Annotated in this window: 21 protein-coding genes and 2 pseudogenes; 15 read left to right on the top strand and 8 right to left on the bottom strand. The window is 61.4% G+C overall.

Annotated elements, in window-relative coordinates; all coding sequences use genetic code 11:
• Positions 1-19: 19 nt before the first annotated feature.
• Both DXT59_RS06565 and DXT59_RS06570 read right to left on the bottom strand, forming a co-directional pair.
• Entirely contained in the window at positions 20-988 is a 969-nt protein-coding gene (locus tag DXT59_RS06565) for a DMT family transporter (protein WP_116136105.1), read from the bottom strand.
• A 43-nt stretch (positions 989-1,031) separates the two neighbouring features.
• A complete protein-coding gene (locus tag DXT59_RS06570; protein WP_116136106.1) occupies positions 1,032-1,739 on the bottom strand; it encodes a VOC family protein in 708 nt (235 codons plus the stop codon).
• A gap of 158 nt (positions 1,740-1,897) precedes the next feature.
• On the opposite strand from DXT59_RS06570, the gene DXT59_RS06575 reads away from it, so the two are divergent.
• The 6 genes from DXT59_RS06575 (at position 1,898) to DXT59_RS06600 (ending at position 7,566) form a co-directional block, all read left to right on the top strand.
• Positions 1,898-3,367, top strand: coding sequence for an aminotransferase-like domain-containing protein (locus DXT59_RS06575; protein ID WP_116136107.1), 1,470 nt, complete (start codon positions 1,898-1,900; stop codon positions 3,365-3,367).
• A gap of 132 nt (positions 3,368-3,499) precedes the next feature.
• Positions 3,500-5,392, top strand: coding sequence for a molecular chaperone HtpG (htpG, locus tag DXT59_RS06580; protein ID WP_116136108.1), 1,893 nt, complete (start codon positions 3,500-3,502; stop codon positions 5,390-5,392).
• Positions 5,392-6,132: a chorismate--pyruvate lyase family protein gene (locus DXT59_RS06585; protein WP_116136109.1), complete on the top strand. Its 741-nt coding sequence runs from the start codon at positions 5,392-5,394 to the stop codon at positions 6,130-6,132. The genes htpG and DXT59_RS06585 overlap by 1 nt, the downstream gene beginning before the upstream one ends.
• Complete coding sequence (locus DXT59_RS06590; protein ID WP_116136110.1) at positions 6,129-6,629, top strand: DNA-deoxyinosine glycosylase; 501 nt, start codon at positions 6,129-6,131, stop codon at positions 6,627-6,629. The genes DXT59_RS06585 and DXT59_RS06590 overlap by 4 nt, the downstream gene beginning before the upstream one ends.
• 305 nt (positions 6,630-6,934) lie before the next feature.
• On the top strand, positions 6,935-7,225 hold the full coding sequence (locus tag DXT59_RS06595) for a type II toxin-antitoxin system ParD family antitoxin (protein WP_116136111.1): 291 nt from the start codon (positions 6,935-6,937) through the stop codon (positions 7,223-7,225).
• 62 nt (positions 7,226-7,287) lie between these two features.
• Positions 7,288-7,566, top strand: a complete 279-nt coding sequence (locus DXT59_RS06600) for a hypothetical protein (protein WP_162877972.1) — start codon at positions 7,288-7,290, stop codon at positions 7,564-7,566.
• A gap of 349 nt (positions 7,567-7,915) precedes the next feature.
• Here DXT59_RS06600 and DXT59_RS06605 read toward each other — a convergent pair whose 3' ends face one another.
• A complete protein-coding gene (locus DXT59_RS06605; RefSeq protein WP_116136113.1) occupies positions 7,916-8,872 on the bottom strand; it encodes a LysR family transcriptional regulator in 957 nt (318 codons plus the stop codon).
• 158 nt (positions 8,873-9,030) lie between these two features.
• Here DXT59_RS06605 and DXT59_RS06610 point away from each other — a divergent pair, with 158 nt between their 5' ends.
• The 7 genes and pseudogenes from DXT59_RS06610 to DXT59_RS06640 all read left to right on the top strand — a co-directional run bounded on the left by DXT59_RS06610 (position 9,031) and on the right by DXT59_RS06640 (position 13,478).
• Positions 9,031-9,591, top strand: coding sequence for a flavodoxin family protein (locus DXT59_RS06610; protein WP_116136114.1), 561 nt, complete (start codon positions 9,031-9,033; stop codon positions 9,589-9,591).
• Positions 9,588-9,887, top strand: coding sequence for a hypothetical protein (locus tag DXT59_RS06615; protein ID WP_006498287.1), 300 nt, complete (start codon positions 9,588-9,590; stop codon positions 9,885-9,887). Before DXT59_RS06610 ends, DXT59_RS06615 begins: the two co-directional genes overlap by 4 nt.
• Positions 9,888-10,020: 133 nt before the next feature.
• Positions 10,021-11,046, top strand: coding sequence for an aldo/keto reductase (locus DXT59_RS06620; protein WP_116136115.1), 1,026 nt, complete (start codon positions 10,021-10,023; stop codon positions 11,044-11,046).
• Entirely contained in the window at positions 11,047-11,589 is a 543-nt protein-coding gene (locus tag DXT59_RS31095; protein ID WP_240324418.1) for a putative quinol monooxygenase, read from the top strand. It begins immediately after the preceding gene.
• Between the two features lie 203 nt (positions 11,590-11,792).
• A pseudogene (locus DXT59_RS06630) lies at positions 11,793-12,126 on the top strand (uracil-DNA glycosylase family protein); the annotation flags it as partial.
• A gap of 247 nt (positions 12,127-12,373) precedes the next feature.
• Positions 12,374-12,922, top strand: a complete 549-nt coding sequence (locus tag DXT59_RS06635) for a hypothetical protein (protein ID WP_116136116.1) — start codon at positions 12,374-12,376, stop codon at positions 12,920-12,922.
• Complete coding sequence (locus DXT59_RS06640; protein ID WP_116136117.1) at positions 12,912-13,478, top strand: hypothetical protein; 567 nt, start codon at positions 12,912-12,914, stop codon at positions 13,476-13,478. Before DXT59_RS06635 ends, DXT59_RS06640 begins: the two co-directional genes overlap by 11 nt.
• Before the next feature lie 193 nt (positions 13,479-13,671).
• Here the strand turns inward: DXT59_RS06640 and DXT59_RS06650 are convergent, their stop codons facing one another.
• Positions 13,672-14,070, bottom strand: coding sequence for an HVO_A0114 family putative DNA-binding protein (locus DXT59_RS06650; RefSeq protein ID WP_240324419.1), 399 nt, complete (start codon positions 14,068-14,070; stop codon positions 13,672-13,674).
• Between the two features lie 122 nt (positions 14,071-14,192).
• A pseudogene (locus tag DXT59_RS06655) lies at positions 14,193-15,049 on the bottom strand (oxidoreductase).
• Positions 15,050-15,167: 118 nt separating this feature from the next.
• On the opposite strand from DXT59_RS06655, the gene DXT59_RS06660 reads away from it, so the two are divergent.
• Entirely contained in the window at positions 15,168-16,148 is a 981-nt protein-coding gene (locus DXT59_RS06660) for a LysR family transcriptional regulator (RefSeq protein WP_116136157.1), read from the top strand.
• A 79-nt stretch (positions 16,149-16,227) separates the two neighbouring features.
• On the opposite strand, the gene DXT59_RS06665 is transcribed toward DXT59_RS06660, so the two are convergent.
• Both DXT59_RS06665 and DXT59_RS06670 read right to left on the bottom strand, forming a co-directional pair.
• Positions 16,228-18,882, bottom strand: coding sequence for a two-partner secretion domain-containing protein (locus DXT59_RS06665; protein WP_240324420.1), 2,655 nt, complete (start codon positions 18,880-18,882; stop codon positions 16,228-16,230).
• A 151-nt stretch (positions 18,883-19,033) separates the two neighbouring features.
• Entirely contained in the window at positions 19,034-19,657 is a 624-nt protein-coding gene (locus tag DXT59_RS06670) for a glutathione S-transferase family protein (protein WP_116136118.1), read from the bottom strand.
• Positions 19,658-19,846: 189 nt separating this feature from the next.
• Here DXT59_RS06670 and DXT59_RS06675 point away from each other — a divergent pair, with 189 nt between their 5' ends.
• Positions 19,847-20,374, top strand: coding sequence for a hypothetical protein (locus DXT59_RS06675; RefSeq protein ID WP_116136119.1), 528 nt, complete (start codon positions 19,847-19,849; stop codon positions 20,372-20,374).
• Positions 20,375-20,396: 22 nt separating this feature from the next.
• Here DXT59_RS06675 and DXT59_RS06680 read toward each other — a convergent pair whose 3' ends face one another.
• Complete coding sequence (locus tag DXT59_RS06680; protein ID WP_116136120.1) at positions 20,397-23,036, bottom strand: two-partner secretion domain-containing protein; 2,640 nt, start codon at positions 23,034-23,036, stop codon at positions 20,397-20,399.
• Positions 23,037-23,090: the final 54 nt, after the last annotated feature.

Raw genomic sequence — 23,090 nt, forward strand, 5'->3', positions numbered from 1 at the left:
TTCGAGACGAGAAGCGCGATTATCGCGCGAGTCGTCCCGTCGCGGGTGCCCCAGTTGCGGTTGTTGCGGCGGCCGTTGTCGCGCCGGCCGATGCCGCGCCGGCCGTCCGGACGGCCGCCTTGCGGCCGAGCATCACGGTGGCGATGACGGCGAGGGCGAACAGCCAGGTCGACGGCGCGACCGTTTCGCCGAAGAAAAGCGACGCGAATGCGATCGTGAAGAATATCTGCAATAGCTGCACTTGTCCCACTCGGGCGGTTCCCCCCATGGCCAATCCCGCATACCAGGCAAAAAATCCTATGAATTGCGAGAAGAGCGAGACATAGCCGAACGCGACCCAGGTGCGCAGCGCGAACGGCCCCGGATGGGCCACGTGCTGCTCCCAGCCGAGCCAACCGACCGGAATCAGCAGAAGCGGGGCCGCCAGCACGAGCGCCCAGCAGATCACCTGCCAACCGCCCAGTTCGCGCGCGATGCGCGCGCCTTCCGCATAGCCGAGCGCGCCGACGGCGACGGCGGCGAGCATGAATAGATCGCCTGCTTGAAGCGCTCCGCCGCCCGCATGCAGGGCATAGCCGACGACGAGCGCGCTGCCGATGGCCGCGCTCGCCCAAAACGCCGGCGAAGGCCGTTCGCGCGAGAGCCAGGCGGCATAGATAGCCACGAACAGGGGCTGCAAACCGTTGACCAGCGCGCCGTGCGAAGCCGGTACGGTCTTCATGGCCCAGGCAGACAGGACGGGAAAGGCCACGATCACGCCGAGCGCGGTGACCGCCAGACCTTTCAGTTGAGCGCGGTTGGGCAGGCGCTCGCGGCGCCACGCCAATAGCGCCGCGGCGGGCACGGCGGCGGCCAGCGCCCGGCCTAGACCGTTGAGCACCGGATTGATTTCCTGGACGACCACGTGGGTCATCGGCAGGGTCAAGCTGAAGATGATGACGCCCAGCAAGCCGAGCAGCATCCCTTGCGTTTCACGAGAATGGGTCATTAAAAGCGCTCCAAGCGATCGGGTTGGGCGGTGCGCTCGCGCGTCAGGCGAGGGTACGCACGCCGTTCGGCGTTTCGATTTCCGCCATCAGCGCGGCTTGACCGTCGGCGGCGCCTTCCAACTCGATCAAATGGGCGGCTCCGAGCCATTCGAGGTGGGTTCGTAATTCGTCGGCGCGCGGATGACGCGCCTTCAGCGTTTTGAGCGCTAAGCCCGTCTGCGGCAGACGCGCGCTCGGGTGCGCTGCCGTATCCCATTGAATCAGTGTCGGCACGATTCCGTCTCCGGCGCCTTGCCAGGCCGGAAAGCTGCCGTCGGCGGGCACCGTCAGCCGCCAAGTCAACTCGCCGCGGGCCATCGGCATGACGTCCGGGATGCGCGCCGGGTATTGGGCCTGCCAGCGGCCGAGATCTTTCGGACGCGCCACGCGCGCGACCCAGTGCGTGAGAGCGGGCCCACGCTCCAGCCGGGCATGCATGGCCGGCTCGTCTAGGGCGAACAACCGTGGCCGGCGCGGCGGCGCCGATTCGTTGCCGGCGCGCTCCGGTTCGGCATCCGGGTCGATGGCGATGACTTCCAGATAGGCACCGCCCCACAGGCCGAGGAGCCGGTTGTGCGTGCCCATCGCGACGTGTTTGCCGCCGGCGACGGGTTCGACGCCGAGCGTCTCGGCGATGAAGCGAGCGCCTTCTTCGAGCGTACGGGCGGCGACGACGAGATGATCGAGTTCCAGCGCGTAGGTGTGTTTCATTGCAAAAGCGGGTGAGCGGCGATGTGCGGCGCGAGTGATCTGTCGATGAGCGCACCGGTCCCGCCGGATTAGAATCAACGATCACTTTAATCGGCATGGCCTGCACAGTAACTGTACAATCGTATCGATACTTTTCGGTACAGTTCACCGCCACCGCCATGTCCACCGCGCTTGATCAAATTCCGGCCCCGCATGGGGCGTCGTCCTTGACGCTGGTCGAGCAGTTGGTTCAGTGGGCGCGGCGTCGTATCGAGGAGCGCGTATTCCGGCCCGGCATGCGGATGCCATCGATCCGCAAACTCGCGCAGGATAAATGCGTTTCGCGCTTTACCGTCGTCGAGGCCTATGAGCGGCTCGTCGCGCAGGGTTACTTGGAGTCGCGGCGCGGCTCCGGTTTTTACGTGCGCGAACGCGTCGCGAACGGGCCCGGTGAGCGCGGCTCGGCGGCGGGACGGCAGGATGCCGCCGCGGCGCCCCGGCCGATCGACGTCGTCTGGCTCGTGCGTAACACGCTACACGCGGGACCGCCCGACAAAGGTCCGGGCCTCGGGTACCTGCCGAGCCATTGGCTCGACGGTGAACTCGTGGCGTCGGCACTTCGCGCCCTCGCGCGGCAAAGCGCCGGGCAATGGCTCGGCACCGGGACGGCGCAAGGGTTTTTGCCGTTGCGCCACCAACTGCAGACACGCCTCGAAGAGTTGGAAATCGGGGCCGCGCCCGATCAGATCGTGCTCACGTCCGGTATCACGCAGGCGATCGATCTGATCGCGCGCCTTTACGTCGAACCGGGCGATGCGGTCATCGTCGGCGATCCGTCATGGTTTCAGATGTTCGGCAGGTTCGTCGCCCAAGGCGCGCGCCTCGTCGGCATGCCGTACACACCCGCCGGCCCCGACCTCGATGCGCTGGAGGAGCAGGTCAAGACCTGGCGGCCGAAAATGCTCGTCATCAATTCGGTGCTGCACAATCCGACCGGCACCTCGTTGTCGCCGGCGCAAGCCTTTCGTATTTTGCGCTTGGCCGAGGAATACGATTTCGTCGTGGTGGAAGACGATATCTACGGCGATCTGTGCCCGCCGAGCCACCCCGTTACGCGCCTCGCCACGCTCGATCAGCTCGGACGCGTGATTTACCTAGGCAGTTTTTCAAAGACGCTGACGGCGAATTTGCGAGTGGGTTACGTCGCCTGCGCGCCCGAGGTTGCACAGGCCATTGCCGATCAGAAGATCCTGATCGGCATGACGACCCCCGAGTTGAACGAACGGCTGCTGTACAAAATCTTGACCGAAGGGCATTACAGGCGATACGTCGAGCGCCTGCGGGCGCGGCTCGATCCCGTGCGCGAACGCTCCGCCCGCATGCTCGAGCAGGCCGGATTCTCGCTTTTTTCGATGCCGACCGCCGGCATGTTTTTATGGGCCGATGCGGGGGTGGATGCCGACGCCTTCGCCGCGGCCGGGCAGGAGGCCGGGTTTTTGCTCGCTCCGGGCAGTTTGTTTTCTCCGCACCAGTCGCCGACCACCTGGATGCGCTTCAACGTCGCCAATTGCGGCGATCCGGCGCTGCCGGGCTTTCTGGCCGATTACATCGAGACGAGCCATCGCGTCGCCCGGCCCTTGAAAGATTAGGCGTGCGCCCCCAGTTAAAGGGCCGTTCTCGCGTTGCGACGCGTTGCGACTGCTCGCCGGGCGCGGGCGGCGCGCGAATCGTCGTTTTCCGTCATTTACGAACCGTAACCGTACGCAAAGGAACTTGAGACCATGGCACAAGAAACCATGAGCTTTCAGGCAGAGGTCAAGCAGCTTCTGCAATTGATGATCCATTCGCTTTACAGCAACAAGGAAATTTTCCTGCGTGAGTTGATCTCGAACGCGTCCGATGCCGCCGACAAGCTGCGTTTCGAAGCCATCGCCAACAGCGCGCTGTACGAGAACGATCCGAACCTGCGGATTCGCGTGTCGTTCGATAAGGAGGCGCGCACGATTACGATCGACGACAACGGCATCGGTATGAGCCGCGACGAGGCGGTCTCGCATCTCGGTACGATCGCCCGGTCGGGCACCAAGGAATTCTTCTCGCAACTGTCGGGCGATCAGCAAAAGGATGCGGCGCTGATCGGCCAATTCGGCGTCGGCTTCTATTCGGGCTTCATCGTCGCCGATAAGATCACCGTCGAAACGCGCCGCGCCGGGTTGCCGGCTCAAGAAGGCGTGCGTTGGATCAGCGCGGGCGAGGGCGATTTCTCGGTCGAGACGATGGAGCGCGCGCAACGCGGGACGACGATCACGTTGCATCTGCGCCCCGAAGAAGACGAATTGCTTTCGTCGTACCGGCTCAAGTCGATCATCCGCAAATACTCCGATCACGTTGCCTTGCCGATCCTCATGAAGAAGGAAGAGTGGGATGCGGACAAGGGCGAGATGGTCGTCAAGGAAGAGGACGAAACGGTCAACCAGGCCAGCGCGTTGTGGACTCGGCCCAAGAACGAGATCGAAGACGAGCAGTACAAGCAGTTCTATCACCACATTGCTCATGACGAGCAAGACCCGCTCGCATGGACGCACAACCGTGTCGAAGGCCGCAGCGAATACACGCAATTGTTGTATGTGCCTGCGCACGCCCCGTTCGATTTGTGGAATCGCGACCATCGCAGCGGCCTGAAGCTGTACGTCAAGCGCGTGTTCATCATGGACGACGCGGAGCAATTGCTGCCGACCTATCTGCGTTTCGTGAAAGGCGTGGTCGATTCGGCAGATCTGCCGCTGAACGTCTCGCGCGAAATCTTGCAGGAAAGCCGCGACGTCAAGGCGATCCGCGAAGGCGTGACCAAGCGCGTGCTGTCGATGTTGGAGGAGATGGCCAACGCCGAGACCGAGGAAGGCAAAGCCAAGTACGCGACGTTTTGGAAGGAATTCGGCCAAGCCTTCAAGGAAGGCCTCGGTGAAGACTTCGCGAACCGCGAACGGATCGGCAAGCTCGTGCGTTTCGCGTCGACGCATAACGATTCGGCCGAGCAGACCGTCTCGTTGGCCGACTACGTTTCGCGCATGAAGCCCGAACAGACGAAGATCTACTACGTGACGGCCGATAGCTGGCAAGCCGCAAAAAATAGCCCGCATCTCGAAGTGTTTCGCAAGAAGGGGATCGAGGTGCTGCTGTTGACCGATCGCGTCGACGAATGGGCGCTGGCGTATTTCACCGAGTTCGACGGCAAGCCGCTGGCGAGCGTGGCGCGCGGCGATCTCGATCTCGATGCGTTCGACGACGAAGAGAAGAAGGCGCATGAGGCGATCGGCGAAACGATGAAGCCGCTCGTCGAGAAGATGAAAGACGTGCTCAAGGACAAGGCGAAGGACGTGCGCTTGACGTTCCGCCTGACCGATTCGCCTTCGTGTTTGGTCGCCGACGACGGCGAGATGACGGGGTATCTGCAACGGATGTTGAAGGCGGCGGGGCAAAAGACGCCTGAATTCCATCCGATTCTCGAGATCAACCCCGAACATGCGCTCGTGAAGGCGCTGAGTCCCGAACAGGGCGACTTCGCCGATTGGTGCAATCTGCTGTTCGATCAGGCCGTGCTGGCCGAGGGCGGCACGCTCGACGATCCGGCCACCTTCGTGAAGCGCACCAATGCGCTGCTTTTGGCGCGCTGATGCACGCCGCGCGTCTGCGCTACGACGCCGCTAGCCGCGCCTGGCGCGCGGCGCGGCGGCCTCGCTCCACGTTCGGTCAGAACGATTGGCTCACGCGCGGCGGGTCTCTCACCGCGCATTTGCGCGCACTCGGCGACGTGCAAGTGCGGGTCACGCGCGAGGCGGTCGATTGCGCGTGGCCTGACGAGTGCGCGGCGCTGCGCGTGGCGCCGCGCACGCGCGTTTGGGTGCGGGAGGTCGTGCTCGAGGTGGATGGGGTGCCGTTCGTGGCCGCGCATAGCATCGCGCCGCTTGCCGCCAGTCGAGGCGTTTGGCAAGCGATGCGGCGGTTGCGGACGCGCCCGCTTGCCGAGTTGCTGTATGCCGATAGCAGCGTGGCGCGCTCGGTACTGGTCAGTACGCGGCTTGCGCCGAGGCATCCGCTTGCGGTGCTCGCGCGACGTGAAATCGCGGGGCGTGCGCCGCATGCACTGCTTGCGCGCCGATCGGTATTCGTTCGCCATGGCGCGCCGCTCATGGTGACCGAGTGTATGTTGCCTGCGTTGTGGGCGCGTCTCGATGCGCGCGGAGCGGGTGATGCACTGGGCGATGCGGGTTCGTCTTCGCATGCCCATTCCCATCTTCCTCACGATCGCGGCGGACGCCCGGCGCGTCCTTCGCATGCGGGGCATGCGCCGAGCCGGGCAGCCGAGCGTCTATCGCTTGCGCCGCGCGTCGCGCGCTCGTCGTCGTCATCGTGACGTTCAAGCATTCGTTTCCACCGGTCGTGAATGAGCAGACTCGCGTGCTCGTGCTCGGCAGCTTGCCGGGGGAAGCGTCGCTCGCTCAGAGTCAGTACTACGCGCATCCGCAGAATCGGTTCTGGCATCTGATCGGGGATGTGATTGGGGTGGCGTTGCCGGGGATGGCGTATGAGGCGCGGCTCCAAGCGCTGCTCGATCATCGAGTCGGGTTGTGGGACGTGATTGCGAAGGCTCGGCGAGAGGGTAGCCTGGATAGCCGTATTCGAGATCATGCGACGAATGATCTGGCGGCGCTGGTGACGGCTTTGCCAAATCTCGCGGCGGTGGCATTCAACGGCGGGACGGCGGCGAAGATCGGGATGCAGGCATTGGCCGAAAGTCGCCTATCGCTCGATCTTATAAAGCTTCCTTCCAGCAGCCCGGCGTATGCGGCCGTTCCTTACGCCGAGAAATTAAGGGCGTGGGAGGCGTTGCGCAGGTGGTTGGTGGCGTAATTTCCCCAATGACGATTCTCTCCGCAGCGCGGAGAGTGTTTGCTCGCCCGGTGATACTTCCCTGATGGATCCAGTGGCGCGGCTGCCCCGCAATTCCTAACCGGCGATTGGGAAATCCTGCTCGTTCGACGCGAGTCTGAGGGGTTTCTTGACTACTGGTTTTGAGATGTATCCGGTGATAGGGTGGCGCTTTCGGCCTCGGCGCGGACAGCACGGGACAACGTTCGTTGAGCACTGATCCCGCCCATATAGCCCATCCTACCAGGTGTATGATAGTGTCATACTGAAAGGATAGGGGCCAAATCATGGCTAGTGAACGCTTGACGATTACGTTGACGCCTGAACTGCTCGACTTCGTCCGCGAGCAAACTGCGGGCGGTGACTACAACAGCGATAGCGAGGTGATCAGAGACGGACTTCGGCTACTGAAGGAGCGCGACAAGGCTGTTCGGCAATGGCTAGCAGAGGAGGTGGTCCCTGCCTACCTCCAATACAAAGCCGACCCGGGAACTGCAATGACCCGGGAGCAGATTGAGGAAAAGCTGAATCATGATCGTCGCAAACGTCGTCGGAATAAATCGGGGTCTACTGGGTGAGGAAGTATAAAGTTCAGTACTTGCAGTCGTTCTATGAAATGCTTCAGGACATAGAGTTCTACATGGTTGACCATGATCGTTCCGATGCTTCAATCGATCGCTACAGGTCCACCGTGTTCGACACGTGCGAAACGTTCGCCACATTTCCGAATCGTGGCACCAGTCAGGGTGACCTGATGGCCGGGCTTCGAACGTGGAACATTGAAGGCGAGACTATCCTCGCATACGCCGTGGATGACACGGCGTCGACGGTTACGTTCGCGGGCATCACATACGGCGGCCAAAACTGGACGGAGATCTTCTCTATGCATTCGTCGGGATTCCGGCGCTCACGCCATTGACGGTCGTATCGATGTGGGAACGGTCGGCGATGCGATCGCATTTCCTATAAAGCCGCACTGACAAAACACTGGGCGGGCTTTGGTTGTCAGCCAACGAATCTGACTTTGAGAGTTCGTGGTTGACACGCAAAAGCGCGACTCGCCAGCACGCTGAGAGTGCAAGCGGTTGACCGGCTGCAATCGACCCAGAGCCGCCCTTCACCGCATCGGACGTGCCCCGTCGGTTTGTAGATCTTCAGCGGTCGCTCGATGAATACTTCCGGTCGTCGCGATGCTGCACACGCAGTTTCCACGCGGAACCACACGTTTAATAATGCAAGCCGAGGTCACACTGAACGATGGCTGGCTGCTACACGCTATAGATATCCAAGGCATCCGTAGGCACATGCAATTTGCTATCCGCCGTTAGCGCTTCCAGCAGATGTTTCACGGTGACTTGCACTCGTGGCGCGACAAGCGCCCGGTGTGGATACTGCATCACCATCTCGTAGCTTCCGGGATGGTGAAACCTGTGGAGAATGACCTTCAGCGCACCGGAACGCAACCGATCCCACGCAAGATGCACCCCGACCTCCGCGATGCCAACGCTATCGCACGCCGCCTGCACCAGCGATTCCGGTGCGGATAGTGTCAGCATTGCCTTGCCGGAGGGGTCGATCGTCGTGATGCTTTTGTCGTCGCCCGTGAAGTTCCATGGCGCGACCTGGCCGCTCAGGAATCGCCGTGCAATGAGCCGGTGCGCGTGCAATGCATCCGGCGTTTCGGGCACGCCATGGTTCGCCAGATAGTCGGGAGACGCTACCAGTACCGTATTCAAGCGACAAATGGGGCGAGTCACGAGCGCGGAATCCGGGATGTTGCCGCCTCTCACCGCAATGTCGTAGCCGTCCCGGACAATATCGATGACCCGATCGTCGAAATCGACCTCGACCGACAGCGCCGGGTAGCGAGCGAGCAGCGCGGGCAGCGCCTGAAGCACGTGGTTATGCCCGAAGGCGGCACTCGTCGAAATCCGCACGCGCCCGGCCGGCTCGGCCCGCCGGGCGGAAACCGTATCGATCGCGGCATCCAGTGTTTCAAGTGCGATGCGCGCGTGGCGTAAAAAAGCCTCGCCTTCCTCGGTGAGTTTGAGTGTGCGGGTCGTCCGGTTCATCAGCCGCACACCCAATGCTTTTTCGAGGCCCGCCACGTTCTTGCTCACGGCAGCCGACGTCACGCCCAATTGTCGGGCCGCTGCCGCAAAACTTCCCGCATCCACTGCCTGGACGAGAGAAATGATGGCTCGAACACGCTGCGAAGAATCCACATTTCCTCCATGACCGACATCGCGCCGACCTGTCGTCGCGCCGCCCGATTCTAAACTTGCAGTTGAGGGTGGTTCAACCCTGCCAGAACTTCCCGTAATGAGTGACGCTGGTGACAATGGCGGACATCGCCCGTCCGTCCGAAGCTTGCGAGTCTTCAATGCTCATCACGATCCTCTATGACAGTGGCTATGGTCACACCGCGAAACAGGCCCAAGCCGTTGCAGACGGCGTTCGTCGCGTGCCGGGTGCCGAAGCGCAGTTGATCGCCGTTGCAGATGGCGATACGCCCTGGGAAAAACTCGCCGCGAGCGACGCGATCATCTTCGGTTCGCCGACCTACAACGGCACCGTCAGCGCGAGGCTCAAAAAGGTGATGGAGGACTCGACGCGGCCCGCGTGGATTCCCCAGTCGTGGCGGAACAAGATTGCCGCAGGCTTCACGAATTCGGGCGCCATGCACGGCGACAAGCTGAATTCCCTCGTCACGATGGCGCTGTTTGCCGCCCAGCACGGGATGATCTGGGTCGGCCTCGATATCTTCCCGGGCAAGTCGCCGCAGGAGAAGAATCGTGTCGGCGGATGGCTAGGCGCGATGGCGCAATCGGATGATGCATCACCGGACATCACCCCCATCGGGAGCGATATCGATACCGCTGCGCATCTGGGCGAGCGCGTCGCTCACGTGACCAGCCAGTTCATGTCAGGAGCCGCACGATGAAATTGCTTTGTCTCGACGTCCCGCTGCCGGGGGCCAGCCCGGACGCCTATCAGCCCCACCTTCTCGAAGAAGTGCGCCATGCGTGGCATCTGTATAAAACGGGCTTCGTGCGCGAAATCTCGTTCCGTCAGGACCGCCCGGGCGTCGCCATCATTGCCGAAAGCGATTCGGTCGATGCCGCGAGACAGGCGCTCGCCGAGTTTCCGCTGGCCAAGGTCGGCCTGATCGACTGGGAGATCATTCCGCTCGGCCCGTTCGTCGGCTGGGAGTCCCTTTTCGCGTCGCGCGACGCTTGACTGCTTCGGCAGCGTCTATCGCGGTGTCGGTCCGTGGTTGTCGTGTAGCGGTGACACCGGACAGATCGTCAACCACGGGCCTGCCGCAGGCTGCCTATCGGCGTGATGTGATCATAGATCTTCGAAGGTGAACATGGAATATGTCAATCTGGGCCGAACGGGCCTGAAAGTATCTCGTCTTTGCCTGGGATGCATGAGCTACGGGGAGCCCGCCCGCCTGCCCCAGCCTTGGTCCCTCGATGAAGCGGCCTCCCGCCCGTTTTTTCGGCAAGCGCTCGAGGCGGGCATCAACTTCTTCGACACTGCCAATATCTATTCGGGCGGAAGCTCCGAGGAGATCACGGGCCGAGCGCTCAACGACATGGCCCGGCGCGAAGAGGTCGTTGTCGCCACCAAGGCGTTCTTTCCGTGGCGCAATTCACCCAATACCGGGTTTCTCTCGCGGAAAGCGCTGCTTCAGTCGATCGACGACAGTCTGACCCGCCTCGGCATGGACTACGTCGACCTCTACCAGATCCACCGTTTCGACCACGGCACGCCTGTGGAGGAAACGATGGAGGCGCTGCACGACATAGTGAAGTCAGGCAAAGCCCGCTACATCGGCGCATCGTCGATGGAGGCATGGCGCTTCGCGAAAATGCAGCACGTCGCGGAACGCAACGGCTGGACACGCTTCATCTCCATGCAACCGCAGTACAACCTGCTCTATCGGGAGGAGGAACGCGAAATGTTGCCTCTTTGCGCCGACCAGGGCATCGGGGTCATTCCGTGGAGCCCGATGGCGCGCGGCAGGCTGACGCGCGACTGGAGCGAAACCACGCGCCGCACGCAGAACGATGCCTTTGCGCTGCAAATGTACCGGAACGCTGAAATCCAGGACCGGAAGGTGGTTGACGTCGTCGCGCGTATCGCCGAGGCGCACCATGTGCCGCGCGCGCACGTCGCACTGGCGTGGCTGTTGACGAAGCCGGCGATCACCGCGCCGATCATCGGGGCAACGAAGCCCGAGCATCTGGCAACCGCCATCGCCGCGCTCGACTTCTCGCTGACGCAGGACGAAATCGCCGCGCTCGAAGCGCCGTATGTCCCCCATCCGGTGGATGGCATCGTGCCACCGCTTCCGGAACATCCGCCGACGATTTCAGTGCCGCGGAACTGAATGTCGCGAGCGGCGGTACGTTCGATGGCGGTAGCTTGCGAACTCGCCGCCGCCGTTGAACGTACCGCCGCTGGACGAACATCGAATGCGAAAATAGATATGAAGGACCCGTTCATCGAGTGCCGACGCCTTATCCTCTTCGCGCTCGTTGTGATGTGTTGGGTACGGCCGTTGGGGCAACACGGTAACGTCCATGCGCAGGAGCCAAAAATGTTAGTCCGTATCTCCGAAATCGAGATATTCAATCAGCATCTCGAAGCATATCGGCGCATCTTGAACGAGGAGGCTGAGGCGTCGATGCGCGTCGAGCCGGGGGTAGTGTGCATTTTTCCGATGGCTCAAAAGGATAGCCCGACGCACATCAAGATTGTGGAAATTTATGCGAGCCACGATGCGTACGACGCACATATCCAGTCGCCGCATTTCAAGAAGTACAAGCGTTCGACGCTGGACATGGTGAAGTCCCTGCGACTGGTTGACATGGATGGGCTGGATGCTGACGCAATGCCGCTCATCTTCAGGAAATTGAGGGGTCGGTCGTAACAAACACCGGCCAGATGTGAAGAATGGATCGCCATGAAAACGTGCGTGTCCGTTGTCGGAACTCGACCTGCCTACCGGATGTCTTGTTGCTGTTGTTGGTCCACGACCGCTTTTGGCCGATTCCTGACGAAGCGACGATAGTGTGAGGTGTTGGTAACTGAGGCGAACCATGTGGCCGGAGATGTCAAATTGACCAAAACCCCAATCGGTTCTGGCATTTGGTGGGCGATGTGATTGGTGTGGCGTTGCCGAGGATGACCTACGACGCCCGCCTGCAAGCGCTGCTCGATCATCGGGTAGGGCTGTGGATGTGATTGCGAAGGCCAAGCGTGAGGGTAGCCTCGATAGCCGTATTCGAGATCATGCGACGAATGATCTGGCGGCACCGCGGCGAAGATCGGAATGCAACTGTTGGCCGAAAGCCGTATGTCGCTCGATCTCATCAAGCTACCGTCGAGCAGCCCGGCTTATGCGGCCGTGCCGTACGTTGAAAAGTTAAGGGCTTGGGAGGCGTTGCGAAAGTGGCTGGCGGCGTAACGTAGCCGAAAGGGGATTCTCTCCGCAACGGGGAGAGTGTTTGCTCGCTCGGCGATATCTCCTAATAGATCCGGTTCTGGGATTTCCCTGAAATTCCGAGTCAACGATTCGGGAATCCTGCTCGCTCGACCCGAGTCCGCGGGTTCCTTTGCCACGGGTTTTGAGATGAATTCGGTGGTAGGCTGATGTCTTGAGCGCGGGTGCCGATGAAAGCCTCGCCACGCCGCATCGACATGCACGATTGTGAGTGGAGCAACAGGTGCCGAAAGGCCACCGTGAGCGCATTGTGACGATATACAGGATCAACAGTGACCGCGCCCAAACCGGAACCCCCGCTCTTCTCCCTGAGGAGTATGTGCAACGCGTTGAGACTTTCCTGGTCGAAGCGAGGGAGTGGTGTGAAAGGCATGGTCTGGCCGTCGAAAGAGGTGTCGTGAAGTTTAGGGAAGAGCGAATGGCCGAATATGATGCGCCAACCCTCGCGATTTCGACGGACGGTATGCCAGTCGCGAAGATCCTGCCGGTTGGATCTAAGATCATTGGCGCGCAAGGAAGAATCGACCTGGTTGGCCGAGTGACGAGGCATGCGTTCCTTTTCTATGTTGGCAAAGGTCCCGTGATTTCTGAGCAAACCGTCGTAGCGGGACAACCCACACGCGCCTCATCGATGCCGATGCTTTCTGGTGTTGATGGAGACGGTTGGTACTGGATTGAGGCAACAGTCAGACGAGCGAAACGCGTCGAAGAAACTCTGTTCCTCGACTTGCTTACGGACGTCTCCGATTATGAATTCTGACAACCCGCTCGCTCCAGTCTATAAGGCGTTCTCTGTAGCGAGCGATTGCTTCAAGGTCGTTACACGTACTATTCAAGTCCAGCACGAGGAGCTTATCCGTCGCACTCAGTTCATCGGAGCCACTGAGGAGGAAGCAAACACGGTGCTTCAAGACGTGGCAAAACAGGCTGCTGACCTCGCCATCTTGGCACTGTTTGCCACGTTCGAGCGATTTGTCATCGAGCATCTAGAGACAGCGAACCGTCTGCTTGCCGAAGGATACCCGCAGCAGTACTCGGCGAAACTGGCGGAGAAATTCGGGAGTGAGGTTGAATACTGGAGATTTGGCGAAATTCTCGACCTCTTTAAGGGCGAAGTCGATGTCGATCTAGTCGGACAGGTGAAGCAGATCAAACAATATCGCGATTGGATCGCTCATCAAAACCCGAACAAGCCAACCCCAACGCAGGCCACGCCCGAAACCGCCTTCGACGTGTTGACGAGGATGATCGAGCAAATTCGGCGGACTCACACGCCGCCGGTGGCCCAGGAAGCGGCTGAGGCTGCCGCCGGCTGAATGCGGTTCAATGGACGAGGCTGAGCGGATGTCAAATTGACCAAAGGATCAACCGGTTCTGGCATTTGATCGGGGATGTGATTGGGGTGGCAGTGCCGGGGATGGCATACGAGGCACGATTGCAGGCGCTGCTCGATCATCGCGTGGGGTTGTGGGACGCGTGATCGCGAAGGCGCATGGCAGACGCATGACTTTAATCAAGAGTGAGTCGGCCGGCATCATCCAAAAGACATTTCCAGTTCCACGCCGCAGTACTTGACGCGCGGCGCGACTTCTCGACCCTTGCCTTCTTCGAAGTGAACGAGCCCGTATCGCTCCATGGTTTGGTTCGAAGTGTCCGTGAAAGATTGGACTTCGCGCGGCCGGAACATTCGGCCAACTCACTCAGCGACGCCGGTTTCGTCTCCGCGATGAGCGCTAGCAACGACCGATTTCTGTCGGAAAGCACCTGTGCCGGCGTCTCGAGTGACTGGAACCAAACTTTCGGTTCATCGGGACCGGGCACATATTCACCCCGCGCGATTGCCATCGTCCGAGCCTTGTATTGCTCGAGTGATGCGATTCCGACGTTCAAGACGTTGGTTGTGCTCATGTTGACTACTCCTCGTCGATCGACTCGCTGCGGGACTGTCTGCGCAAACTGCTTCAGCGCGGATATCGCCCATGAGCCGTTGGCATACGAGTCACCAACGCCAAGCCGCCGCCTCCCTCCACTCACGCCGCGAAGTCGGTCGATGCCGACAACGCTCTCCATGCCTCCGTCTCCTGTGTCACGTAGGCATTTTTCTCGGCGATCGCAGCGAGCGTATCGGTGCCGAGCGCAAGCCGTAACGGCGGGTTCGGCGCGTCCACCAGCGTGATGATCGCCGCGGCCAGCTTCGCGGGATCGCCCGGTTGGTTGTGATTCAACTGCACGGCCTTGCGACGGACGGCACCCGAGGTATCGTCGTAGTCGTCGATGACGTCCGGCGCGACGACCAGCGACGAGGCATCCAGAAAGTCCGTACGGAAATACCCCGGCTCGACGACGGTCGCTTGAATGCCGAGCGGTTTCAACTCGGCATGCAACGCTTCGGTGATGCCCTCGACGGCGAACTTCGTCGACGAATAGACGCCGAATCCCGCCGCGGCCCGATAACCGCCGATCGACGAAATATTGATCACGTGCCCCGAGCGATGGGCGCGCATGACCGGCAACGCCGCGCGCGTGACGTTCAGCAAGCCGAAGACGTTCGTATCGTACATACGGCGGACGTCCTTGTCGGCGGACTCTTCAACCGCGCCCAACAGGCCGAAACCGGCATTGTTGATCAGCACTCGATACGCCCGAACTTTTCGACGGCCGCTCGTACCGCCGCCTTCGCTTGCGCTTCGTCAGTCACGTCGAGTGCAACGGGCAGCAGCGCGGCCGATTCGCCGAGACGCTCGACGATGGCCGAGGCGTTACGTCCGGCGGCCACGACCGCATTGCCGTCGGCGAGCGCCGCCTCGGCGATCAATGCGCCGATGCCGCGCGATGCCCCCGTGATGAACCATACCCGCTTGAAGCCGCCGTGTTGAATGTCAGCCATGATTTCACTCCTGGTGTGTGATGAAGTGACGCCATGGTAGGTCTGGCGATTGACCCGAACTAGATGCCTTTCACTGGAGGCATAATCAACTTTTATTTGCGAATTAGGGATGCCCGACATGAACGAAATTCGTGCGATCACTACGTTCGTGCGCGCCGCGACGCTCGGAAGCCTGCGCGGCGCGGCCGTCGATCAAGGCATCTCGCCGCAAGCGGCCAGCCATGCCGTGATGCAACTGGAGAAGGAATTGGGCGTGCGGCTCTTTCACCGCACTACGCGCAAGTTGAGCTTGACGGAGGAAGGCCAGCGTCTTTTCGACAGCGTGAAGCCGGCGCTCGACATTTTTTCATCCGCGCTCGACGAGGCCCGGCGCTCGCAAGAAGAAGTGGCCGGCATGCTCCGGGTGAGCGCCCCGCGAGCGCTGGGGCTCCCGGTGCTGTGGCCGTATTTCGAGCAATTCCAGACGCTGTACCCCAACGTGCAACTCGAAGTGCAATTCGACGATCAGTTCACGGATCTCGTGACCGACCGCGCCGATGTGGGATTCCGTGCCGGACCGCCGCCATCGGGCGGTTCGATTGCTCGCCGGCTCGTGCCGATTCAGCTCATCGTCTGCGCGTCGCCGGAATACATCGAGCGCAATGGCGCGCCGCGCACCATCGATGAACTGTTTCAACATCGCTGCACAGGGTTTCGGCGCGCAAACACGGGCAAGCTTGCGCAATGGCAGTTCCGGCTTGGCGATGAGATCGTCTATCGCGACGTGCCCGCCGCGCTTTGCGTCAACGATACGGAGATGGAAACGCAGGCGGTGCTATCGGGTCTTGGCATCGGGCAATTGGGCAGCTTCAACGCAACGACCTACATCAGAAACGGACGGCTCGTCCCGCTGCTGACCGAGCACGTCGCCGAGCACGGCATGATCTATATCTACTACGGGCATCGGACCGAACAATCGCGGCGCGTGAAGACTTTCATCGACTTCATGATCGAACGCATGGCCGGCAACCGGGCGTTCTTTCTCGATCCGTCGGAGCTTCGCGCCGCGCGGCCGGCGCGGCGGGCGAAACGGGGAGACGGATCGCTCGCGGGCAATTGAGCAAAAGGAGCCTATATGGTTTCGGCGCGCCTTCTTCCTCACCCGGCTCGGGCGCGCCGATCCTTTCGCGACGTGACGCTCAAAGCGGCGGCTGCACTTGCCAGCGCAAGTAGGGATGATCGGCGCCGCGCGGCATCACCCATGCGCCCGAGGAGCTAAAGTCCCAACCGGAAAAACTTGCGGGGTTCGACATTTGCGAAGTGGTCAACCCGTTCGAAGCCAGAAAAGCCGGGTCGCCGCTCACACCGACCGAGGTGCCGGTGGTCTCCTTATTCCAGTACACGTCGTTTCCGATACCGACGCCACTGCCCAGCCCGATACCAAAGCTGCGTACTTGCGGCCCAGTGGGTGACTGTATCGGCGGGGCAACTATGCGGCCGGTGGCGAACGATTGATTGATCCAGCCTCCGTTCCCGCCCACGAGCGCCGCTCCGCGACTGTAAATCGAGCTATTGAGATAACCAAGAGCCACGACAGTGCCTGTCGCGTAGGATTGGTTGATGAAGCCTTGGTCATTGGAATAGACGAGCCCAGCGCCGTCGCCGCATTGAACGGCGTTGCATGCGGTGGCGTCCACGGTCCCTGTCGCGAACGACTGATTGATATTTCCCCAGAAGTTCTGGTAGACGAGCCCCGCTGCGCCGGCGCAATTCACATCGGAGCATGCGCTTCGCACGAGGCCCGTTGCGTACGATTGTGTGATCGTTCCACCCTCGTTCACACCGACGAGTCCTCCAGGCCCCGGCACAAATCCGTTGCCGGCACCCGCACCTGTGCCTTGAACTTCTCCTGATGCGTGCGATAGAGCGATAAGGCCGTTGCTTTCATTCATGCCGACAAGACCTCCCGCCGCCGATGCGGTGACACTCGCACTGCTGCTGGAGTACTCGATCGTGCCGTTGTTGTCGCCTACTAGCCCACCGGCCGTCGAGAGATTCCTGGGAACGGAGTCGTACACCGTCCCCGAGGTGTTGACACGCAAGATGGTCCCCTCGTTCTTGGCTGCCAAGATTCCCGCCTGCCCGTACGTTTGTCCGTTTTCCGGTTCACCAAACGTCACACTGCCGTTGACGTTCAGATCTCGAACGACGGCGCTCTGGCCTATGTCAGCGAACATCCCTAGCGCAGCGCTGGGGCCCCCGGACATTGTCAGCGAGCTGATCGTGTGGCCTCGTCCATCGAATTGGCCGGTGAAGGGTGTCGTACTACTGCCGATCGGCGTGAAAAACGGAGGCGTCTGCGTTCCGCTTGCATCGATGTCCGCACCAAGCGCATAGTTGCTCGCCAGATCGGCAGAGACGTGGCCGAGATCACTCATATTGTTGATCAGCTTGTACGCGGTGATTTGAGTGACGAGTCCACTCTCGGTCGGCGACAGCCATGACGCGTTGGCGAGTATGCTGCCGGGGTGGTAGCCGCCATTTAGGTCGTAATACGCGCTGACGAAGCCCTGACTTCCCGACCAATCGATCGTGCCGTTATCGACGATCCCGCCGCCGTTGTCGATCGCCTGCGCATCGGCGCGCAGCGTCAAACTGCCGGCGCCGTCGTTTTTCAACTTCGCCGCAGCTTCGATCGTCAACGAATGGTAGGCCGCGAGCGTGAGCGATGCCGCGCCGCCCCAATGCAGACCGGCAGCGACGTCGAGATCGCCCGTAGTGCCGCCCGCGCCCGTCGTTTGAATATTGAGCGAAGTGCCCTGGTTCAGATTGTTCTGCAATACCTGTGCATCGACGCCGTCGAGCGTGAAGGCGGGCAGCGTGACGTTCCAGACATTGGCCTTCACCGTGGGACCGCCCGCGATGCGCAGCCTCGCGGCGGTCGTATCGACGGTGCCTCCGCTGCCGTCGGAATTGGCGGCTTGCAGCGTCCCATCGATCCAGACCCGGCCCGCATCGGCAACGAGCCAGACATGACCGTCTCGTGTCCTCGTCCCCGTGGCGCGCAGCACCGCGTGATTGCCGGCGAGTGCATAGACATTGCCGTCGGCCGCTTGCAGGCTGATCTGCGCCGCTTCGATATCGCCGCGATTGACGACGGCGCCGGCGCTGCCTTTTTGCACGAATACTTGTTGGCTTCCCGTCGAATCCTGCAAGAGCACTTGTCGGCCGGCGACCAGCTCCGTGCTGCCGCTCGGCGTGCTGATGGCGCCGACGTTATCGACTTCGCCGCTCGCGATCATAAAGACATCGCCGCCGGTCGAGGAGATGGTGCCGAGGTTGACGACGGTACCTTTTGCACTGCCCGATGGACTCGAGAAGGTGAGGGGGCCGCCGTTCATGAACGCGGAATTATCGACATCGAGCGTGGAGGCGACGAAGCGGCCCGCTGTTGTCACAACGCCGCTACTCCCGACGACCACGCCGTGCGGGTTGATCAAATAGAGGCTGTTGTCGGCTGTCAACGAGCCGAGAATAACGGACGGATCTGCCCCCGTGACGCGGTTCAGCGTAGGGCCGTTACCGTGGATGGCGACCCGGTTGCCGGCGCCGATCGAAAAGCTTGTCCAGTCGATGATGTTGCGTCCCCCTGCCGTGTCGACAGTGAGCGAGGTCGCGTCGCCAGACATGTGGCCGGCGCCGGCGACGAAGCGTCCGCCTTGCGGCAACGCGCCGGCGGCGAGGGCGAGAGCCGGCATGGCGAGCGAGACGGCGAGGAAGATCGGCGCAAGCGTTGGATGCGCATCGCGCCGCGAATCATGTGAGCGTGTCCACCTCGAGGCGAAAAGTTTCACGGTTACCCCTGCATTGTCAGAATCGCGATTCACGTAAACCGATCCCGGCTGCAAGCGCGAGTCCGATGACGGGATCGGGCTAAAACCCCGCTATCATATTTAGTTATCCTAAATAGAATATTGCCAAAGTAACAGTCGATCCCGCCATCGGTTACGGCAGTCCGTTTTTGCAGTAATCGAGAAAGCCGGGCCGATCGCTCAATCGGTCGAAATACCTGGAAACCGCCGGGAAATGCGGGTGCTCGAACGGCGTGCCGAACCAACGATTCACGGACAAAGCGATCGGAATATCGGCTAGCGAAAACCTGGGGCCGGCGACATACGCGCCGGTGGACTGCAGCCGACCGTCCAGTATGCGCATGTGTCGCGTCCAATGATCGATCGACGCTGCTGTCTCTTCCGCATCCTGGTGCGAGGGGGACTGCCGCACCAGGCTCATAAACGCGTAGCTCCACGACCGGTTGAGATCGGCGGCTTGCCAATCGATCCACTGATCGATGCTCGCGCGTATGACGGGGTCCGCCGGATAGAGATATGCGCCCTCATAACGTGACGCCAAGTAGCGAATGATGGAGTTCGATTCCCAAAGAACGAAATCGCCATCGCGTAGGACCGGCACTAGACCGTTCGGATTCAAGCAAAGAAATGCCGGTGTTTGCGTGGATCGAAATCCGGTCCCCCAATCCTCTCGCTCGAACGGGAGATTCAATTCAGCGCAAGTCCATAGTACTTTGCGAACGTTGATAGACGATGCTTTTCCAAGGATTTTCAGCATGCCGATTTTAAAGACGGTCGAGTGCGACGAGTCTATGCTTCGGTCTATCGCTCGAACCATGTACAGTTCGTCGAAATTTTGCCGTTGCAGTTGTCTTGTCCCTTCGTCATAGCGCGGGGTTCGCGGTGCGATGGCCAGGTAGAATCCATGGATTGCGCATGTCGCGCCGTCCGAATGAGTGAATCCGCCATGACCGATCCATCGCTTCCGTCGCCCGAGGTTGCAGCCGAAGGACCCATCGCCGAAGTTCCCGAAACCGTGCACGAAGACGGTTTATGGCGCGACGGCGGGTGGACGGCGCGCGTGATCAAGAACGAGGAAGACGACGGATGGGCCGTCGAGATGATTAAGGACGGCGAGCCGGAACCGGCACTGGTCGGTCCGTGGACAATGGGTCGCAATAAGAAGGATCCGAAGCCGCTCGACGTATCGGCATTCAACACGCTCGTGAAAACCGCCTCGGAAGTCTTGCGCCGGCATGAGCAGCAGTTGCGTGCGCAGTTACACAAACGCGTGACCGTGGCGGACGCCACAGGCGACGTGCAACTCGACATTACGCTCGATATCGTTCCCGACGAGGACGAACCTTATGCGTTGTTGACGGCGCTCGACGCGTTTGGCGAGCAGCTAGCGCAGGTGCAAGTGGCTCCCACCTTCAAGCTGAGCAAGACAAGCGCCGCAAGCTGGGTGGCGAACGAGTTTCGCCGGCCCGGCTGAGCACGGGTTCGTCGCGGGCGAGCTACTGCTGCGCCTCGAGTTGCCATCGCAAGACGGGATGATCGGTACCTGGCGTCATGGCCCATGTGCCGCTCGAACTGAAATCCCACCCCGAGAAGTTCGCGGCGTTCGACATTTGCGCGGTGGTCAGGCCGTTTGCCGTCGAGACGGGCGTGCCCGACGCCACCCCGGTGGCCGCGGCGGTCGTTTGCTTGTTCCAATAGACGTTGCGCGCGATGGACCCGGTATTGTTCACGGTAATGCCGGCGCTTGCGCCTTTCGGGCCGGTCGGCGGGTCGATGGCGCCGGGTTCGACCAACCCGGTGGCGAAGGATTGATCGATCTTGCCGGCGTTGTTGTAGACGAGCGCCGAGCCGGAGCCGCAATTGGAAGGATCGATGCATCCGTTCGCGATGACTCGGCCGGTCGAATACGACTGACTGACCGCGCCGGTGTTTTGCAGCACGAGCCCCGCCGCATACCCGCAGCTCTGCGCGCCGCAGCGCCCGGCCTCCACGTCGCCTGTCTCGTACGATTGGCTGATCACCCCATAGTAGTTGTCCGACACGAGTCCCGCGGCTCCGCCGCAATGCGAGTCGTTGCATTGGCCGACGACGACGCCCGTTGCGTACGATCGCATGATCGTCCCGCGATTGTCGCTGACGAGACCGGCGGGACCGTCCGCGGTAATGACGACGGCGGTTGCGCCTTGAACTTGGCCGGAAGCGTGCGAGTCTGAAATCAGCCCGTCGTTCTCGCCGACGAGGCCGCCCACGGTGCCGGAATTGAGGATCGCCGCGCTGCTCGAACGTTCGATCGTGCCGACGTTCACGCCGACGAGCCCTCCCGCGATCGAGATGTTTTGAGTGGCCTGCACATCCCACACGCTGCCCGACGTATTCACGCGCAAGATCGTCCCTTCATTGAAACCGGCCAAGATCCCCTCGGTGCCGTCTTCCCAGTTGTTTTGCGGATCGAGCGCCATCGCGATATTGCCGTTGACGTTGAGGTCTCGCACGATCGCGCTCGCACCGATTGTGCCGAACAGGCCGATCGATTGCGGGCCGGTGCCGCGCATCGTCAGCGAACTGATGGTATGGCCGCGTCCGTCGAACTGACCCATGAATGCGGAATTGTCGTTGCCGAGCGGAATGAAGGAGCCGTCACCAGATGCGGTTGCCACGATGTCCCTGCCGAGTGCGTAGTTGCCCGCCAGATCGTTGTTGACGTTTTCCAGATCCTTATAGAAATTGATGAGCTTGTAGCTCGTGATCTGGGTTTGGAGGCCGCTGTCGGCCGGCGCGGTCCATGATCCGCTGGCGAGAAGGTTCCCTGGGGTGTAAGTCCCGTTTATGTCACGGAACAAGCTGACGATGCCTTGGCTCGTCGACCAATCGACCGTGCCTTTATTCGTGATACCGCCGCCGTTGTCGATCGCTTGCGCATCGGCACGCAGGGTCAAATTACCGTTGCCGTCGTTCTTCAATTTCGCGGCGGCTTCGATGGTCAGAGAATGGTAGGCGCCGAGCGTGAGCGATGCCGCGCCGCTCCAGTGGATAGTCGACGCCACGTCGATGTCGCCCGTCGTACCCAGGGCACCCGTCGTTTGCAGATCGATGGACGTGCCCGCGTTCAAGTTGTTCTGGAAGACGGGCGCATCGAGGCTATCGATCGTGAGGCCCGGCGTGGTGATGTTCCAGACATTCGCCTTCACGCTTGGGCCGCCCGCGATTCGCAGGGTGGCGGCGTTCGTATCGACCGTGCCGCCGCTGCCGTCCGCGTTGCGCGCTTGGATTGCGCCATCCATCCAGACCCTGCCCGTATCGGCGACGAGCCAGACGTGGCCGTCGCGTGTCTTGGTGCCCGTCGCCCGCACGACGGAATGTGCGCCGGCTAGTGCATAGACGTTGCCGTCGGCTGCCTGCAGGCTGATTTGCGCCGCGTCGATCGTGCCGCGATTGACGACGATGCCGTGGCTCGCGGTTTGGACGAACACTTGTTGGCTGCCCGACGTATCGTGCAGCAGCACCTGTTGGCCGGCGACGAGCTCCGTGGTGCCTTGCGGCGCGGTGATGGTGCCGACGTTGTCGACTTCGTTGCTCGTGATGAGGAAGACGTCGCCGCCGCTCGATGTGATCTTGCCGAGGTTCACGACCGTGCCTTTGGCCGTCGTCGATGAATTCGCGAATGTCAGCGGCGCGCCGTTCATGAACGCGGTGTTGTCCGTGTCGAGCGACGAGGCGACGAAGCGGCCGCCCGTTGCGATCACGCCGCTTTGCCCGACCACGATCCCTTGCGGATTGATCAGGTAGACGCTGCCCGTGGCCGAGAGCGTGCCGAGAATCGACGAGGGCGTCGTACCGGTGACGCGGCTCAACGTTGCCCCCGCGCCGTTGTCGATGCTGACTTGATTGCCGCTGCCGATGGAAAAGCTGGTCCAATCGACGACGCCGCGACTCGAGGTTTGGTTGATCGTGAGCGATGTCGCGTTGCTGGAGATGGACCCCGACCCCGCAACGAACCGCCCGCCTTGCGGCAATACGCCGGCGGCAAGGGAAATCCCGGGTACGGTCAGGCACAGGGCCCAGAAGATCGGCGTGAGTCGTTGGAGCGGCGGGCGCGATGCGCGGCGCGCGTGTTCGATCCTCGAGGCAAGAGGCATAGCGGTTACCCTCGTCGTTCAGAAACGTTCGTCCCGGAACGCGTGTCTTGCGCG

Source organism: Trinickia diaoshuihuensis (assembly GCF_003390925.1).
In the GTDB taxonomy this organism is placed as follows: domain Bacteria; phylum Pseudomonadota; class Gammaproteobacteria; order Burkholderiales; family Burkholderiaceae; genus Trinickia; species Trinickia diaoshuihuensis.